This is a genomic window from Bradyrhizobium sp. ISRA430 (genome assembly GCF_029909975.1).
Lineage (GTDB): Bacteria > Pseudomonadota > Alphaproteobacteria > Rhizobiales > Xanthobacteraceae > Bradyrhizobium.
Genome location: NZ_CP094516.1, coordinates 4199685 through 4214912, shown reverse-complemented (window position 1 = coordinate 4214912; position 15228 = coordinate 4199685). Strand labels below are relative to the sequence as shown.

The 15228-nt window shown below is 58.3% G+C and carries 18 protein-coding genes; 7 read left to right on the top strand and 11 right to left on the bottom strand.

Annotated elements, in window-relative coordinates; translation table 11 throughout:
* Positions 1–277 precede the first annotated feature (277 nt).
* Positions 278–871 carry a hypothetical protein gene (locus MTX21_RS20075; protein WP_280966462.1) on the top strand — a complete coding sequence of 198 codons (594 nt, stop codon included), beginning with the start codon at positions 278–280 and terminating at the stop codon, positions 869–871.
* A 2128-nt stretch (positions 872–2999) separates the two neighbouring features.
* Here MTX21_RS20075 and MTX21_RS20070 read toward each other — a convergent pair.
* From MTX21_RS20070 to MTX21_RS20040, 7 genes are all read right to left on the bottom strand, one after another.
* A complete protein-coding gene (locus tag MTX21_RS20070; RefSeq protein ID WP_280966461.1) occupies positions 3000–3245 on the bottom strand; it encodes a hypothetical protein in 246 nt (81 codons plus the stop codon).
* A 168-nt stretch (positions 3246–3413) separates the two neighbouring features.
* Positions 3414–3593 carry a hypothetical protein gene (locus MTX21_RS20065; protein WP_035687439.1) on the bottom strand — a complete coding sequence of 60 codons (180 nt, stop codon included), beginning with the start codon at positions 3591–3593 and terminating at the stop codon, positions 3414–3416.
* Positions 3594–4026: 433 nt separating this feature from the next.
* Complete coding sequence (locus tag MTX21_RS20060) at positions 4027–4221, bottom strand: hypothetical protein (protein ID WP_280966460.1); 195 nt, start codon at positions 4219–4221, stop codon at positions 4027–4029.
* Between the two features lie 748 nt (positions 4222–4969).
* Positions 4970–5446: a DNA ligase gene (locus MTX21_RS20055; RefSeq protein WP_280966459.1), complete on the bottom strand. Its 477-nt coding sequence runs from the start codon at positions 5444–5446 to the stop codon at positions 4970–4972.
* A gap of 347 nt (positions 5447–5793) precedes the next feature.
* Positions 5794–6330 (bottom strand): ATP-binding protein, encoded by a 537-nt coding sequence (locus MTX21_RS20050; RefSeq protein ID WP_280966458.1) that lies wholly within the window; start codon positions 6328–6330, stop codon positions 5794–5796.
* Entirely contained in the window at positions 6327–6776 is a 450-nt protein-coding gene (locus MTX21_RS20045) for a hypothetical protein (protein ID WP_280966457.1), read from the bottom strand. The genes MTX21_RS20050 and MTX21_RS20045 overlap by 4 nt, the downstream gene beginning before the upstream one ends.
* A gap of 139 nt (positions 6777–6915) precedes the next feature.
* On the bottom strand, positions 6916–7149 hold the full coding sequence (locus MTX21_RS20040) for a hypothetical protein (protein ID WP_280966456.1): 234 nt from the start codon (positions 7147–7149) through the stop codon (positions 6916–6918).
* A gap of 651 nt (positions 7150–7800) precedes the next feature.
* On the opposite strand from MTX21_RS20040, the gene MTX21_RS20035 reads away from it, so the two are divergent.
* Together MTX21_RS20035 and MTX21_RS20030 are read left to right on the top strand one after the other, a co-directional pair.
* On the top strand, positions 7801–8229 hold the full coding sequence (locus MTX21_RS20035; protein WP_280966455.1) for a hypothetical protein: 429 nt from the start codon (positions 7801–7803) through the stop codon (positions 8227–8229).
* A complete protein-coding gene (locus MTX21_RS20030) occupies positions 8226–8378 on the top strand; it encodes a hypothetical protein (RefSeq protein WP_280966454.1) in 153 nt (50 codons plus the stop codon). Before MTX21_RS20035 ends, MTX21_RS20030 begins: the two co-directional genes overlap by 4 nt.
* Positions 8379–8471: 93 nt before the next feature.
* Here the strand turns inward: MTX21_RS20030 and MTX21_RS20025 are convergent, their stop codons facing one another.
* Together MTX21_RS20025 and MTX21_RS20020 are read right to left on the bottom strand one after the other, a co-directional pair.
* Entirely contained in the window at positions 8472–8648 is a 177-nt protein-coding gene (locus MTX21_RS20025; protein WP_280966453.1) for a hypothetical protein, read from the bottom strand.
* 41 nt (positions 8649–8689) lie between these two features.
* Entirely contained in the window at positions 8690–8884 is a 195-nt protein-coding gene (locus tag MTX21_RS20020) for a hypothetical protein (RefSeq protein WP_280966452.1), read from the bottom strand.
* A gap of 79 nt (positions 8885–8963) precedes the next feature.
* Here MTX21_RS20020 and MTX21_RS20015 point away from each other — a divergent pair, with 79 nt between their 5' ends.
* Together MTX21_RS20015 and MTX21_RS20010 are read left to right on the top strand one after the other, a co-directional pair.
* Positions 8964–9398 (top strand): hypothetical protein, encoded by a 435-nt coding sequence (locus MTX21_RS20015; protein ID WP_280966451.1) that lies wholly within the window; start codon positions 8964–8966, stop codon positions 9396–9398.
* Complete coding sequence (locus MTX21_RS20010) at positions 9361–10368, top strand: IS110 family transposase (RefSeq protein ID WP_280966450.1); 1008 nt, start codon at positions 9361–9363, stop codon at positions 10366–10368. Before MTX21_RS20015 ends, MTX21_RS20010 begins: the two co-directional genes overlap by 38 nt.
* A 351-nt stretch (positions 10369–10719) precedes the next feature.
* Here the strand turns inward: MTX21_RS20010 and MTX21_RS20005 are convergent, their stop codons facing one another.
* Positions 10720–11682 carry a LysR family transcriptional regulator gene (locus MTX21_RS20005; protein ID WP_280966449.1) on the bottom strand — a complete coding sequence of 321 codons (963 nt, stop codon included), beginning with the start codon at positions 11680–11682 and terminating at the stop codon, positions 10720–10722.
* Positions 11683–11806: 124 nt separating this feature from the next.
* Here MTX21_RS20005 and MTX21_RS20000 point away from each other — a divergent pair, with 124 nt between their 5' ends.
* On the top strand, positions 11807–12784 hold the full coding sequence (locus tag MTX21_RS20000; RefSeq protein WP_280966448.1) for a tripartite tricarboxylate transporter substrate binding protein: 978 nt from the start codon (positions 11807–11809) through the stop codon (positions 12782–12784).
* 52 nt (positions 12785–12836) lie between these two features.
* Positions 12837–13175 carry a cupin domain-containing protein gene (locus tag MTX21_RS19995; protein ID WP_280966447.1) on the top strand — a complete coding sequence of 113 codons (339 nt, stop codon included), beginning with the start codon at positions 12837–12839 and terminating at the stop codon, positions 13173–13175.
* A gap of 311 nt (positions 13176–13486) precedes the next feature.
* Here the strand turns inward: MTX21_RS19995 and MTX21_RS19990 are convergent, their stop codons facing one another.
* Positions 13487–14740, bottom strand: a complete 1254-nt coding sequence (locus MTX21_RS19990; protein WP_280971113.1) for a transglycosylase SLT domain-containing protein — start codon at positions 14738–14740, stop codon at positions 13487–13489.
* Positions 14741–15228 lie beyond the last annotated feature (488 nt).

Here is a 15228-nt window from a genome sequence, read left to right as displayed (position 1 = left end):
CGCATGGATATCCTGGCGGCGATGCAGCAGCGAGGGCAGGTGCGATGAACGGGACACCATTGGCGCCGGCTGATCGGTCTGAGTGTCAAGCGCTATGAGCGCGGTAATCATGCTCCGGCAGGGCGGGGACCTATCTGGGTGCTTTCGGCCGCGGCCGACTCCTGGTCCGGCAGGCCGGAGAATTAGATCCGACTGCCGCGCGCGACGCGGCGCTGGTGCAAACTCGGCTCGCGACCTTGGCTGGGTATATCATGGGCGATAATAAGAAGCGACAGCAATGCTAGCTGGCATCGCAGGCTGTATAGGCGCACTTGGTAATTCGGCGACTGGTGGCGGCGCCACCTGGACCACGACATTTTCGCAGGCGATTTCGAGTGCCTCCGGCGGATGGAATGGGAGCAATCTGCAGCAGGTGCTGAACAGCTCGCTGTTGTCGACCTCGGGAACGCAAGTCCGAGTGACGCTGAAATCGGCGCCAGCGCTCAACAATGGCTGGTCCATCGATAGTTGTTTCATCGGCCACCAGGCCGCGTCGGGCGATCCTTACGACTTCGACGGAGGGCAGGTCCGACTTACGGTCGTCGGATCCAATTCCTTTTCGCTCGCAAGCGGCTCGCTCACCCTGATCACGGATGCCGTCAGCTTTGCACCCGATCATACCAAGAACCTCATCATCGCGGCGCATTTTAACGATGCCTCTACGCTTCCTTTTGCTTCCCTGTCGGGCGCGACAAACTATTGCAAGGATGCTTCATCAGACGAGACTTCCGTATCCAACGTGAGCGGCATGGGTTCGAACGGGGCCGCCCTCGCCTTGGTCAATGATGGTGAGTATTCCAGTACTCTCTTTCCGGTTACCGCAGAGCTTTAGCGACGGTTCTCGCTGCAATGGGTCGTTTTCAGAGATCGGAATCGCCACCGGATATAGCGATGCGACTGCAGTCGCATCGCTTGAGTTCTGTCGGCGTCATAGGCTCGTAGGACGGAAACGAATGAGCACCAATATAAGGCCAAGCCCTAGCGGCCATCCGCGCGCGGCTCGAAGCGGACGATTCCGGCATCACCATTCCGCACCGGTGGGCATGGTGAACCAAGCGAGCCGCTACTGGATGATCCGGCGCCGTTCGGATTGATCGTCTGGAATTACGAGGGATCGGACAGCGCACCGGTCGCCTACGGAGGCGCTCGCATCGGGCGATCTGGCGGATGGATCACCGCGCCGCCAGAGCAAGCACGTATAGCGGCGAACTTTAACGACGTTGAAAAGGGGCCGCAGGACCACTACCACAAATCCTGCGGCCCTTATTTTCCCGGGAAAATTGAGTGTTTACGAAATGAACACTTCCAGCCCCGGTTGATTGGGATGATTCCAGAACTTGCCGTGCAGTTTGAGTCGCGAAAGGATGTTCCAGAACGGAACATGCTCACTGTTGCGGTAGCGCCACGGTTAACATCAGCGAGGCAAACAAGTTTGCTGGGGCGATCCTAAGTTAACCGCGACGGCACGGAATGAGGCCCTAGCGTTTGCAAGCTCCGCTGGGGCCTTTTCGTTAATGGTCCTGATTAGCACACCCGAGAATCCGAATTAGGACATTCAGAATTTAATAACCTTTTCCCGGTTGACGGGGATAGGGTTAGCAGGCCGACCGGACTCAGCCAGCCCCATCCTGTCCGGGAAGCAGGCGGCCCTACCGCGCGTCCCCCGCGAGGCGGGGCCGCTGCATGTGAGCAGAATTAGGGACGGTCTTTTGACGTTCCCTGATCGGAACGGTTGCGATGGTCCCGCCGCCTTCCGGCTCTGTCTGAAAGTGGACAGAACCAGATTGTCAAACCGTCCTAGACTTAGGACGCTCTGGCGATTCCCATTACCGCCAAGCAAACCTCCAACGGCCCCGGCATTTAGGGTTGTGCTGGGGCCGTTTCTTCGCTGCGACTGCGCAGCGTGAAAGCTGTCTTGTTGCGCGCGCTAATCATTCGTGAATTGCCCACACCTGACGCCGTAGAAATACTGATCCAGCTATGGTGGTGGGTTTGTTGATTACGGGCTGCATCGGCGTCTTGGCTGTAGGCGCCACATTCGCGGCGATCATCTATTACGATGCACGGGCTGAGCGCAGGCGCCGTTAGACGGCATAATGTTGGGCGTTGGTAGTGTGCCCCCTGGCTAAGGGCGGCCCATGTTGAGGCCCTAATGCGCAAGAACCAGGGGCAGCGTCAGCAAGACAGAACGGCTTCTCTCGTTGCTGCAACGGGGAAATATCGGATGCCGACGCCCGTGCCGCGGATCATCCTTACGCCTTTTGGGAATTAGCTCGGCCTGCGCCCGGTGACGTCAACACGCGTTGCACTTGTTTCGGCTTGCTCCTTTGTCAGATTGGCCGCCAAGTCGATCCCAATCACTGCTGGGCCCGTGCGTTCTCGGTCGTAAACCATCCAGCCCGTGCTTCCTTGCCGAACAAGGAATCCGGCCGCATCTTGCGGCGCGATCGATGGCGAGCGACGCATACCAACCTCCGGTCCAGTCCCAACGGTCCGAGGCGGCTTCAGCTCTCCGGCAGTTCAAATTGCGGCGCAAAGAGCTGGAGCGCCGAGTGGTGCCGCGAAATACCGTCTGGCCTGACGCAGGGGCGCCGCCATCGTTCCTATATGTACTTTCCTAGTTTGCCGCGCAGTCTGTGCATCTTCACATATTCCCACCCTTTTGCAGATCGAGCCAACCGCGCTCGATCGCCAGCTTTATGCCGGCGCCAAATACTTGATGCCGGCGCCGAACATCGGCGGCTCCGCCTGCCGCAAGCCTGACAGACGAAGCGCGGCTCGACCGTCGGATAGCCGCACGTCTTCCGCGCAGCTACACGGTCACGCGGGAAAATGCAGAACCAACAAGACAGTCGAAACGGCGATTAAGGCGGTAAACGCCAGGACCACGAGATAGAAAGATCTCTTTTGCCGTTCGTTCTGCTCGGCACTTTTGCGCCAGTGCATGGAGGCAGTCTCGCTCAGATTTTCTGCGCAGCGCCGGCCCGGTCAAATACTGGCGTTTTTTCGATATCGCTGGAGCCACTCCCGGAATGCGTATCTTCGGTGGCGCGCCGCAGCGACTCGGTGCTGGCGTCGAGTCCGTCCACGGTTTCGTTTGCCTGACTTCCGGAGTCGTGCGGGTGAGCGGGAACGTGTCCGGCGCCGGAACTAGTAACGGCGTCCATTGCGCTCGACGGACGCGGCGTCCGATTTTTCTGTGTCATCGGAACCTCCTTGAGGATTCAATTTTTTCGCTCGCTGCAGGTTCCGATCGCGCCGATCGGAGCAGGTCGAGAAGCCGGGTGAGGGGGACGACCGCCCTGCGGCGGCGGGGCCGTTTTGTTGGACACTCGCAGAGGGAAATTAGGACACTACGGGTCGAAGATCCCAGCTTAGCGCTGGTGTCCTAAACCGATTCCAAGGCTGCGCGCCTTCTGCCTCAACGAGCCCTCGGATCGCTTCATCAGCTTCGAAAGCTTTGCCACTGGTGTGCGGGCTTTGGAATGTGCCTTGAGCAGCTTGACGTCGTCTTTGGTGTACTCTTTGCGCTTGCTCTTCGTCTTCTTTGCCACTTGATGTTCTCCAACGTGATCACGCGCGGGGTTAAAGTGATGATGCGAATGCGTTCTCGCCTCGCTCGAAGGGCGCCACGATGATCCGAGGTATTCTTTGCTGGTGTTGATACCGTTTTCAATGGAGCATCCTGCAGAGTTGTCATAGTGCTTTCCAATTCTCACCAATTTTGCTGGTCAAGAAACGAGAGCAAACAAGGAGCATTAGGGACACATTGTGGCCATCAAGAACATCGTCATTCCTTTGGAAGTTGAGTATCTACAGAAGGCAGCCAATGAACGCGGAGTCTCCCGCTCCAAGCTTGTGCGATTCGTGATGGAGAAGGTTGTGAACGACGAACTCGTTCCTGCGCTCCTAGGTAAAGACGACTTGTCGAACGTTGAATTGCCGTCGCAAAGGTATCGACGCTTTCGGAATCGATAGTGGCGGATCTTAATCTCGAAGCGAGGGACAGCCGATATGGTTGGCAACAATGTTACCGAGGCAATCGATCATGCGTTGCACGAGGTGCAGGCCGCGCGGCGTGACCTCACCATAACTGGCTTCTGCATGCGCGAGGCAGAAGCGCTTCGCAGAATAGATCGAGCCAAAGCCAACCTTGCTGATCTGGTGCAGTCCCGGAACCATTAAGTTGTTCCGGGAAGGAACAATTGCCAACGTGCTGAAGCGAACAGAACGGCGCCGTGAGTAAGCTCGCAGTCGCTTGGCTTCCCCAAGTTGTCCAAGCAACCTCCAAACGACCCCGGCCCACGATCCCTTAAAAGCCCCCACGGCTGGGGCCGTCTTTGCCCCGCTACCCCTAGCGGGGACCGGGCTTACCCATCACGCTTGGTGATATACCGCTCCATCGCTGGGGCTGTGGGCCAAGGTCTAGCGATGGAGCGGTAGCCAGAAGCATCGTTACCAGCGCAGCTTCCAACACCCCAAGAATGCGATCGAGATTCGGGCGCGTTGAGGACGAATGCTGGGCGCTTTATCTGCGGAATAGATTCCAGATTAGGGCAAACGCTAGTCCAGCGGGTTCACTTACTCCGACAACCCGGTCAGACGCGGCCAGCGCGAGCCAAGAATCTGCCAAATGACCAAGCACACCACGACCATGGCGTAGACGGTCCTGCGGCCGATCCTGGCGCGGCACGCGCCGTCCGCCGCGGCAGCGGTGGTGCTGATGGATCAAGGGGTCGCGGGCTCATAGCCGAATGTGGCTGGCCCGCAGACACTCCAAGGGAGTGCCTCTTTCGAGCAATCGTCAATCCCTGCAGCCGGACGTAAAATGCCGCGTCCCTTCGGACTCCGGCCCCCCTGCTTCAAAGCCCGAAGGAGCAGGCGGCCCCGCCATATGTTGCATGCGTTGGTGGGGCCGCTGCTGGGGACTTCAGAGCTCTCGGCTCAGCGCCGGATGAGCGAGGTTTTTAATCTTGATCCAGTGTTTCTGCCGGCCGCCACGATAAGGCCGATCGCGATGCTTTGAGACCAAGCCCTCGAGACCCATGCGGCATGCGGCGTGGAATAGATCGGGGCCAATCTCGCCGCGCTCGAAAGGCGCCACGGTGATGCCGTCCGGTCGGCGGGCTAGGAGGCGCTCCAGGTTCGTCTTGCGGAGTTGCAGCGGCAGCGCGCGAAGGTCATCGCCACCCATGGCGAGGATATCGAAGGCATAAAGCTGGACTTCGTGCTCGTGCTTGCGGGAATGGAGCGCGTTGAAATCGGATATCCCGTCGACCCCAAGCACCACGGCTTCACCATCGATGACGAAATACTTCTGCCGGTTCTTCAGCGCGGCCTCGGCGATGTTGCCTATTGATATCGTGCTGCCGCTGGAGCCAAACCGGCCGGTTCGGGTAAAGCGCAACTTCCGGGTAATTGATGGCGGGAAGGCTTAAAGGCCTTCTAGCTAGTCCCCGGGGGTGGGGACAAGGGACCCCCGCGAATGTCAGGTATCGAACAGACAGATCCGAACACCTGTACCAAACTGACATGCTCCGGGATTTTGCCGTCACCCTCCCGGGGCTGGACAGCGCCGCTTGCGATCATTTCAAGCGGGCGGCGTTATGTTGTTGGCGGTAATGAAAAGACCCCAGCCCGGGGCTGGACCGGCTGAGGCCTTCTGTTGAATTGCCCATTGATGCAGGGCGCACCTGATTGCCACTTTTTCCCGAAACAATCAAATGTCCTAATTTGCCTCTGCGAGTGTCCTAGCTAGGACAGCACCCTCTCGTGCAACTCGAGCCAGCCATTGTCGACGGCGTACTTGAGGCCGGCGCCGAACTCCGGTCCGCTGGCCTTTAGCGTGTACAGGAACGGCGCATGGATCGATGCTCGCGGCCAACTCGACCAGCTTCTTGCCGTCGGCGATGTTCCATGCTTCATGCGCCCACTGTTGTAAGGGTAGCGTTCGGTCAGTGTGAGGATTTGAGCCACTGCCGCCCGCTCGATTGAAACTCCTTCCTCTCTCGCCGGATTGACGATGGCGTTCACAGCGTCTGATTCATCCAGCGCACCAATTTCGGTAAATTTGAAGAGCCTCTCGGCGTAAGACTTGGACGCCCCAGCTAGGCCGAGTATTTGTGGCAAACCAGCACCAACCAAGATCACCGGCAAAGAGTTCTGGTTGAGCTTGTGAATGGACAAAATCAGAGCGCTGAATTCGCTCTCTGAAAGATATTGCAGTTCGTCGATCAGAAGAGCGACTGGACGCTTCGCCGCCTTTGCTGCCTGACCAATGGCGAGCATCAAATCGGGAAGGTCGAATTCGATGTCGCCGCTGTCCGCTGTGCCACTTCTGGAGAAATGGTGAGACCTACTTCGACATCATTGATCTTTACCTTCACGGCATTCAGGAAGCTTCGAAACACTCGAAGCCCGCGCCTTCCGAATTCTTTTGAAGCCTCTACAACGCTGAGCGCCAGCAGCACTTTGCGCAGCCCCGGTGCCAGCAGTTCAGCGAGCGTTTTTCCTTCGTGAGCTTCGACCGAGATCGTATGGAATCCTTCCTTGTCCGCCAGCTCGTTGACCGTTTTCCCGACGCCGCGCAGGCCGACTAAGATGGGGCTTTGTGTCGGCCTTCCTAAACCGGTTCGCCGCAAGGCGACGATCGCGTCGTCGATCAGCTCCGACCTACCTGCCAGTTCCGGGGGTGGGATGCCGGCGCCGGGCGCGTAGGGGTTTCGAACGGGATCCATAAGCAATTTATCCATTTATAGTGGAAATGGGCTATAAACGCCTAACTTTGATTGATCTGTCAATGCGACCATACGACCATAGATAGATAAATCGGCTTCAAGCAACCATTGCTGTCGCGACTTAGCTCGTTGCCTTGAGCTAGATGGCGCCAATCTTCACGCAGATTGCGTGGGCGACCATGAAAATCGGGAGAGCAATGAGGAACCATAGAACTGCATCCGAGTCGCGATCCGGCGCAAACTCGCGGTTGGCGTCTGTCTCCCGGGCGTGTGGCACTACTGAAAGGGCCTGGCTAGGACGAGTGCGCTTGGCTGCGCGCCGTAAGAGTTGTTTGGCCGCGACTTCGTGCTCGATCTCGATTTTGTTCTTCATCACTTCCGACGTCCAAAGAGGAGACCGAGTGCTCCTATGATAACAAAAACGTTCCCTGCGACGATCAACCAGTGTGGTAGCTGCAGCCCAGAGAACATTTCTAACACCTCATTGCTTTTGCTTTGAACCCCGATCTCGACCGGCCGCCGCTGAACGCTCGCGCAACAAGCCAGTATGCGCAAGAGGGCGACCACAACAACAAACCGTGGATCGAGACGCCCGAGCCTTAGACTGGCCGCGACTCAGGATCGCGCTACCGCAGCGCAATTCTGCGCTTAGCGGAGGGTGCAATGGGACTGAAGGATCCGACCGCGTTTCATGGCTCGGCGAGAAGCCGGCTTTTCTCTAACGTCGGTGGTGACAGGCAAGTTTGCTCCAGATGGCGTGCGGCGCCGCGGCATCGGAAGCCGAGAGGCCTTCCTCGTTCACTGTCGCGAATTTCCAGAATGGGGGCAGAGGGCTATGGCGCTCGTGGCAAAGAATGCTCTTTCGGCGAGGAAGAACGTCAGCCGCCTACTCACTCGAACTCACTGCAAGCGCGGCCATTTACTCGCGGGAGACAACGTCGGGCACCGGATCGGATTCACCACTGATCGGCCAGAGCGGTACTGCAGGACTTGCCATCGTTGGCGAGAGACGTCAGCTCCTCCCGTGATGACGCCTCAGCAGGAGCGCCGCGTCGTCGAGGCCGTGAAGGCCGGTTTCAATCTGAACGATATCACTCGCGGCTCGCCGGATCTGCCGAGGATTTGCAGCTTCAATACGCTGAAGATGCGGCGGATAGCCAAGCCTGAGCTCGACCGCTTCATCATTGAGAACATCGCTAGCGCAAACTCACGAAGTAAGCTCGTACATTTCAAGATCGTCCCCGCGAACGCCAAACTCGTGATCGCCGCGTCTGCAGTCATTAAACCGGCTCGCAAGGACATCCCGCCCTTCCTATTTCGTGCTGGCGATCTCGAATGGGTTGCTTCCTTCGTGCCGAAGTGGATTTCGCCACTCGCGATGAGATCGTGCAGAATACGTTCGCGGAGCTTTGTGCAAGTACGATCGGTCGCGATGACGTTCCGCGCGCGGTGAAAAAATTAGTCGGCGAACAGGAGCGCGAATTTCCGACGAAGTTTCGCAAGTTTGGCGACAGCCTGCTCGTGTCGCTGGACGAACAACTCTTCGAGGACGGCACAGCTACTCGCGGCGATTCCGTTTCTCGTGGTCTTTGGGATGACTGAGGCGTAATCAGTTCGACGCAGTTCGCTGTTCGATGGTCTCAAGTTTAGGATCCACTATATTCCCCTTCGCCTTCAGCCCTATCTCGACAAGCCTTAATAGGTCAGCGCCAACAGCCGCTGCACGATCGCGCCCAAGCAGACGAGCACGACCAGGAGCTTCAGCAATTGTGCCAGTCGACCGTCCGGCGCAAATCTGTCGATCGCCCAAAAACAGATCGCCCCGACAACCACGATAATCAACACGCCGATCAGAACTGAAATAGCGGCCATCCTGTCCTCCTCTCAACTCCGCGGCTTCTGTAAGCCCCCGGTCATTTCTTGGCCTTCAGCGCGATCTCAACCAATCTGCGGATTGCTTCAGGGCGGCTGGGTAGGTCCTCTTGAGCACGTCGCCAATCATCCAATGGTTTTGCCAGTTCCGGCTGCAGCCTCACCAATACCGCGGCGCCGGCCTCGGTGGGTCTCTTCTTAGCTGATTTCGTGATATCGCGAGTTGATTTGCTCATATCTCATGATATCATGAAAGCAAGCCGGGGCAAGGCGGGCACCTTGCCGCCGGCTCTAACCCACAGCATGGAGTGAGCCATGAAGCAGGCTATTTCGACACCTACCACAAGGCGGACCTTCTCTAAATGGCTGGCGGCGGCCACGGCTGGCGCTGCGATGGCCATTCCCGCCACCGCGCTCGCCTCGCCGGATGACGACCGCGCGCTCCTACAGCTCGAGGAGGAGATTTTCCAGGCCTGGGAGGCGTCCCACGCCCACGACGACGAGATTTACGGGCCCAACGGGCTCAATGAGGTTCGTAACGCCGAATACGGTAGGCTCCTCGAGGCAGAAAAGGCGCAGGGCCGATTTATGAGCTCGAGAGAACATGGGGTAATTCCGGGCCAGAGCCACACTAAGGCTCTGGGAATCAGCTCTCCAAGAATCGATGAGGCCCACCTCGGCCCTGCAAACAGGAGAGCTGCAATGGAGCAATATGTCGGACTGGAAGCTAACAGCGATCTGCATTGTTGATCGAACGGGAAAGATTCAACGTGAAGGCGTGGTTCCTTCCGACCCGGAAGCGATTGCAGCATTCATCAAATCGAATGCGCCGCATGTCACGCGGATCGGACTCGAAACCGGAGCGACGTCGACATGGCTGTGGACCGAGTTGAAGAAGTTGGGGCTGCCCGTCATCTGCATCGACGCCAGGCACGCCAAGGCCGTTTTGAAAATGCAGATCAACAAGAGCGACCGCAACGATGCCGTAGGCATCGCCCGCATCATGCAATGTGGATGGTATAAGGAGGTGTGCGTCAAAGACCTCGACAGTCACGCGGTCAAGGCTCTCCCGGGCTCTGCTCGTCAAGATCAAGCGGGATCTCGAGAACCAAATCCGCGGGCTCTTAAAGAACCTCGGGCTGATTATTGGCCCAGCGAAGATGAACACATTCGCATTGCGTGCTGCGGAGCTCACCGAAGATCGGCCCGAACTCGCCGTTGCGGTAATGCCGCTACTCACTGCCCGGCCATCGAGCAGCAGATTGCGGATCTCGACCGCAAGGTCATGAAGCTCGCGCGCAACAATGCTCAAGTGCGACAGTTCATGACGGCGCCTGGCATCGGCCCTGTCACGGCTCTTTGCTTTCTGGCAACGATCGATGACCCTAGGCGCTTTAGAAGGTCAAGAAGCGTCGGAGAATATGTCGGATTAACGACCCGACGGTACGCTTCCGGCGAGATCGACTGGACGGGTCGAATCTCGAAGTGTGGCGACAAGATGTTGCGCAGCTATCTCTACGAAGCAGCCAACGTACTGCTCACCCGCGTAGCAAAATGGTCGGCGCTCAAAGCCTGGGGCATTCGGCTCGCGAAGCGAAGCGGACTGCGCAAAGCCAAGGTTGCCGTTGCCCGAAAACTCGCCGTCATTCTGCACCGGATGTGGGTTGAAGGTACCGACTTCAAATGGTCATCAAAGGAGACTGCCGACCAAACAGCGTAAGATTACCGAATCCCGTCGACCTGCGCCGGGAGCCAATGTCCCTGCCGGGACGCTGGCGTTGGTGCGATCGCCCCTGGCTTTGCGATGCCTCAAAAAAGCAAGCGCGCTTCACACATTGATCCGCCAGCGTCATCCTACGCCATCATGCGGAGGGCATGCCCCGACCGCGGAGAGAACCATGAACCCGGCAAGGATGTGTTTGGAGAGTCTTGACCGCAGGCCCGGAATTAGAGAACAGCCAGGGTCAGACGCGGAAGTCGTGGCCAATCCGAGCTATGTCCGGTTTACTCCTAGAAGCGGCGGAAAAGCGGACATGCCAATATCGACGCTCTGGGTCAGAAGCAGAAGTGTCTAGTTGGTTTCTTGACGTAGTTGCCTAGACGCCAAACGCGCATGCTCAATGAACACCTGAACCACAGAGCTCAGGGTACGGTGTTTGAGTGTAACGATCGAGACGTTTCGTCCTTTGATCCCAAGATCAATCGGGAGTGCCTTTAGCCCCCATCGCTTGGCATTAAACTGAAACATTGAATTGGGCATGATCGTGATAAAGCCGGCATTGGCAACCAACTGTGTTCGCAAGTGCATCGACAATGACGCTACTCTTTCCTGCGGGACCGGAACGCTTTGCTTCGCGAATGCCGCAGAGATCAAATCGCTAATGATGTTGTTCGGCGGCATGTGAATCCACTGTTCATTCGCCAAATCTCCCAAAGAGACTTTACGGGAGCGCGCCCAGGGGTTCTGAGCACCCACAACGACATAATACCGCTCTTCGTAGAGAGGCTCTGTAGTGAGATCATCGTGAGGGAACGGCTCGGAAATCCGTCCGATGACTAGGTCAACGTTGCGTTCTCGAAGCTCTCTGAATTCAGCCGTTGCGTGCTGCGCGTAGTCTGCATGAATCGTGATCTTCGGATACCGCTGCGTCAGCTTTTCGATAATTGCCGGCAACAACCCAGCCATGAACGATTCCGCGCATCCCACCCTGACATTGCCGCTAGTTGGGTCAGCCAAAAATTCGATGTCGCGGACGCCCTGCTTGAGTTCGTCGAATACGGTGGATGCGCGCTTGAGCAGCGCGTCAGCGTACTGCGTCGGCTCGATTCCGCGCGGGCTACGGTCTAACAGCCGGACACGCAACAAGAGTTCGAGATTGGCAATGGCATCCGAGACTGCCGGCTGGGTCATTGCGAGCTCACGAGCAGCCTTTGCCATGCCGCCGCATTTCACCACGCTCGAAAGGATGTAGAGGTCCCGCACCCGCAGGCGGCGCCCGAGACGGCTCTCCCATTCCATCGTCACGCCAGCCATAGCTGCCACCTATAAGGCTAGAGGCAGAAACCGGGTCCTCCTTATAGCCCACCGATGTACGATCGCAATGACGAATTCACTGGCGCAGTCGTACACCGAGGCCAATCGAACACGGGGTACCACAATGATTGCCCGTCGAGCGTTTCTCAGCCTGTCCGCGGCCGCTTTTATTGAGGCTGTGTCCGGACCTGGATGGTCGCAATCTTATCCAGCTCGCCCGGTTCGTATCATTGTGCCGTACGCGCCGGGAGGTCCGAACGACACTGTCGCCCGCATCATCGCCGCGAAGCTATCCGAACGTTGGGCGCAGGCGTTCTATGTCGAAAACATTCCCGCTGGTGCAGGCAATGTCGGCACTGCCGTGGCGGCACGCGCGCCAGCCGACGGTTACTCGGTCGTTATCGTAACATCGAGCTTCTGGCTCAACCCGAGCTTCTACGCCAGGCTTCAGTACGATCCAGTGAAGGATTTCGCGCCTGTCACCGTCATTGCAGCGGCGCCACATGTCTTGATCGTGCATCCGTCCTTCCCAGCGAACAATCTCAAGGAATTCGTCGCCCTCGTGCGGGCGAATCCAGGCAAATACAGCTATGCCTCGGCAGGTACCGGCCAGTCGTCACACCTCGCTGGCGAACTATTCAAACTTGCTGCCGGTCTTGATCTTGTGCACGTCCCTTTCAATGGCGCATCACCTGCCATGATGTCGGTGGTAGGCGGCCACGTTCCGATTGCCTTCATCTCTTTGCCGGCCGCAGTCACTTTTATCAAGGAAGGCGAGCTGCGCGGACTGGCAATCACCAGCAATGCGAGGTCGAAACTGCTTCCCGAGGTTCCGACGATGGCGGAGGCCGGATATGAGGATCAAGAGTCGATCTTCATGCAAGGCGTCCTGTTCCCCGCGGGCACATCACAGGACATCGTCGCTCGCTGGTATCGCGAAATAGCAGGCATCGTCGCATTGACCGAAGTCCGGGACCGGCTGACTTCATTGGGCCTCGAACCAGTCGTTAATACGCCGGCAAGTTTCGCCGCACAGATCAAATCGGAGGTAGCACGCTGGTCAAAAGTCATTCGCGACGCGCGCATCAAGCCTGTGGACTAATCCAGTTCGATAACCCGTCGATGGGCAATGAGCCTGCAAGGGAGACGCTGACATGCAGCAAGCAGTGAGCGATACCAGCCGAATCTACGAAGTCGAACGCCGATCCTATTACGCAGCGAGACCCGGATTCCGGATTGCCGAAATCCAGATCAGCCCAACACAATGCGTGCCTTGGCACCATCACAACGAAGTACAAGACACGTTCTATGTAATTAGTGGAAAAATCCACGTCACGACACGCGATCCGGACGAGGAGGTATGTCTTAGCGTTGGCCAAACCTACGCTGTACGTCCTGGCCGACCGCACCGGGTCACGAATGCTAGCGACAGCTCCGCTGTGTTTCTAGTGCTGCAGGGGCTCGGCGACTACGACTTTGTCGGACTTTCCTGATCAGCAGGACATAGCAGACCGCGGCACCGAGGTCCGAATCGGGTCAAAAGTGACGGTCGAGGATCACGAGATGGATGTCCGGTTTACCCCCTGACACCGGACCTGCGCCGCCTACTTGACGCTCTAGGAGTCCGGGTCGCGGAGCGGCACTGGTCGAGGTGTTTGGGTCAATCCCGCCGCCGGAGCCGAACAACCACCAGTCTCTAAGCGGAACGCAAACCTGCCTGCGCCGGAAACTCGATCGCCGACAGAGCTTCTCGACGAAACGAATGTGGGCCAAGAGGTGTGCGTGGGGGCAGTCGCAAGCTGTTCTATCTCGAGTGTTCGGCCGCCGCAGTTAGCACAGGATAGCGGGCATAGAGCGTGTCGACGCGGTCCCGCCACATCGCCACGAACGCACCCGAGGTGAGGCGATCGACCGACTTCCATTCGCGTTTGACGGCCGGCAGCGTGTTGCCCCAGATGGCGCGCTTGCACCATCGCTCGCCTTTTTCAGAGCCCTCCTGGGTTGCGCACATCGACTTCCAGGCAATCCGCTGCGGATGGCTGATGTGTTGTGCGGCTCCTTCCCAACCCTGCTGGTGGATCAGGTAGAGATCGGAAAAGGTCGGCTTCTTCTGCGTCATTATTTCGAATAGCGCGGCCTCGCTGAGGAACTTGTAGGCGGCACCCATGGCGTTGTCACGAGGATTGAGGATGTCGCCCGATCCGTATTTGTTGAACTCAAACTTGCTCAGCTGGAACAGACCAATATAGGAGCCGGTGCGTTGCTTGAGATTGAAATCGGATTCGATTTTGGCGACCGCCTTCATGAAATTGACATCGACACCGAACGCTTCGGCCGCGCGTTCGATCTCCTGGACTGGCGTTCCGAGCGGAACGCCGCTCAACGCCGACAAGGCGATCTTCGCGGGTTTCTCCGGCGGCGGAATTTCCGAGTAGACGTAGTACTTCAGATACGACGGTTTGCCTTCGCCCGGATTGGGCGAGGCCGCGGGCGGATGGTCCTGCTGTGGCATTGTCGAGTTCTCGGGCGGCGCCGCCTCGAGGCTGGCGACCTGCAACATTGGCCCTTGCGAACTGGCTACATCAGACGGCAGCACCGAGTCCGGCGCCGCGGCGCTGAATCCCGCCGCAACGATCGCATTAGCCGATAATCCTGTATCGAATTTCGTCTCGATGGCCGGGGCCGGAAACGCGGCGCCGGCATTTGTCAGGACCATCGTCACATTCAGCGGGATGCCGCTGAATGCATCAGCCACTCTTGCATTCGGCGTTGCGATGCTTTGGCGCGGTACCGCGATCTGACCAATCGCGGCAAGCGAAGTCGCTGTCAGCGCGCCGGCAATACAGCTTGCTTGCCAAATCTTCAATGTCGCCAGCCGCGCGGCCGCGGTCCCCCATTCATGCCCCGACTTGGCACGCAGATTAAGGAGGCGAGGGGGATGGCAATGGGGCGCACCTGTGGCGCAGGTGCGGCCAGTCTCGGCCGCGTCGCCAAGATTGCCTAAATTGGAAGTTGCGGTCGTGATGCGCCTCCTACCGAGGAACGGGACGGGCGCCATGTCGCGCAACTATCGCTAAACAAGGCATCTTCGTGCGTTAGCGCATCGAGACCGGCGCCCGCGCGCACGCCGCTCCCAAGCATCTCGAGGCCGCGACGTCGCAAGACCTCCGAGGACGGTTCGCTGGGATGGACAATCGCAATCCGCTTTATGACCGCTAGCGTCGGTCTCAGTGGAGCCGGTCCAGCCAAGCTCAGGTCTGCCGTGACCGTTGTCTCCGCTCGGGCCGGAGCGTTGCAGCCTACCACAGCGCTTGCTGCATTCTTGCACAACAGTAGACTGATGCGCGAATGTCTCAGTTGGGTCATGCGCGTCGATTTGGCTGTGCCGGGGCCCTGCAGACATGAAGACGAGCGCCAGGTTCGGTCGAAAAGCCAAAAGCCGGCTCCACAATTCGGTGACGAATTGGAGTGCTTGCTTAAATGTTCTGCTTGACAAGGCGGCCTTAGACGGCTTGCACAGCGAGGGCCCCGTCGGTCGGTTATCGC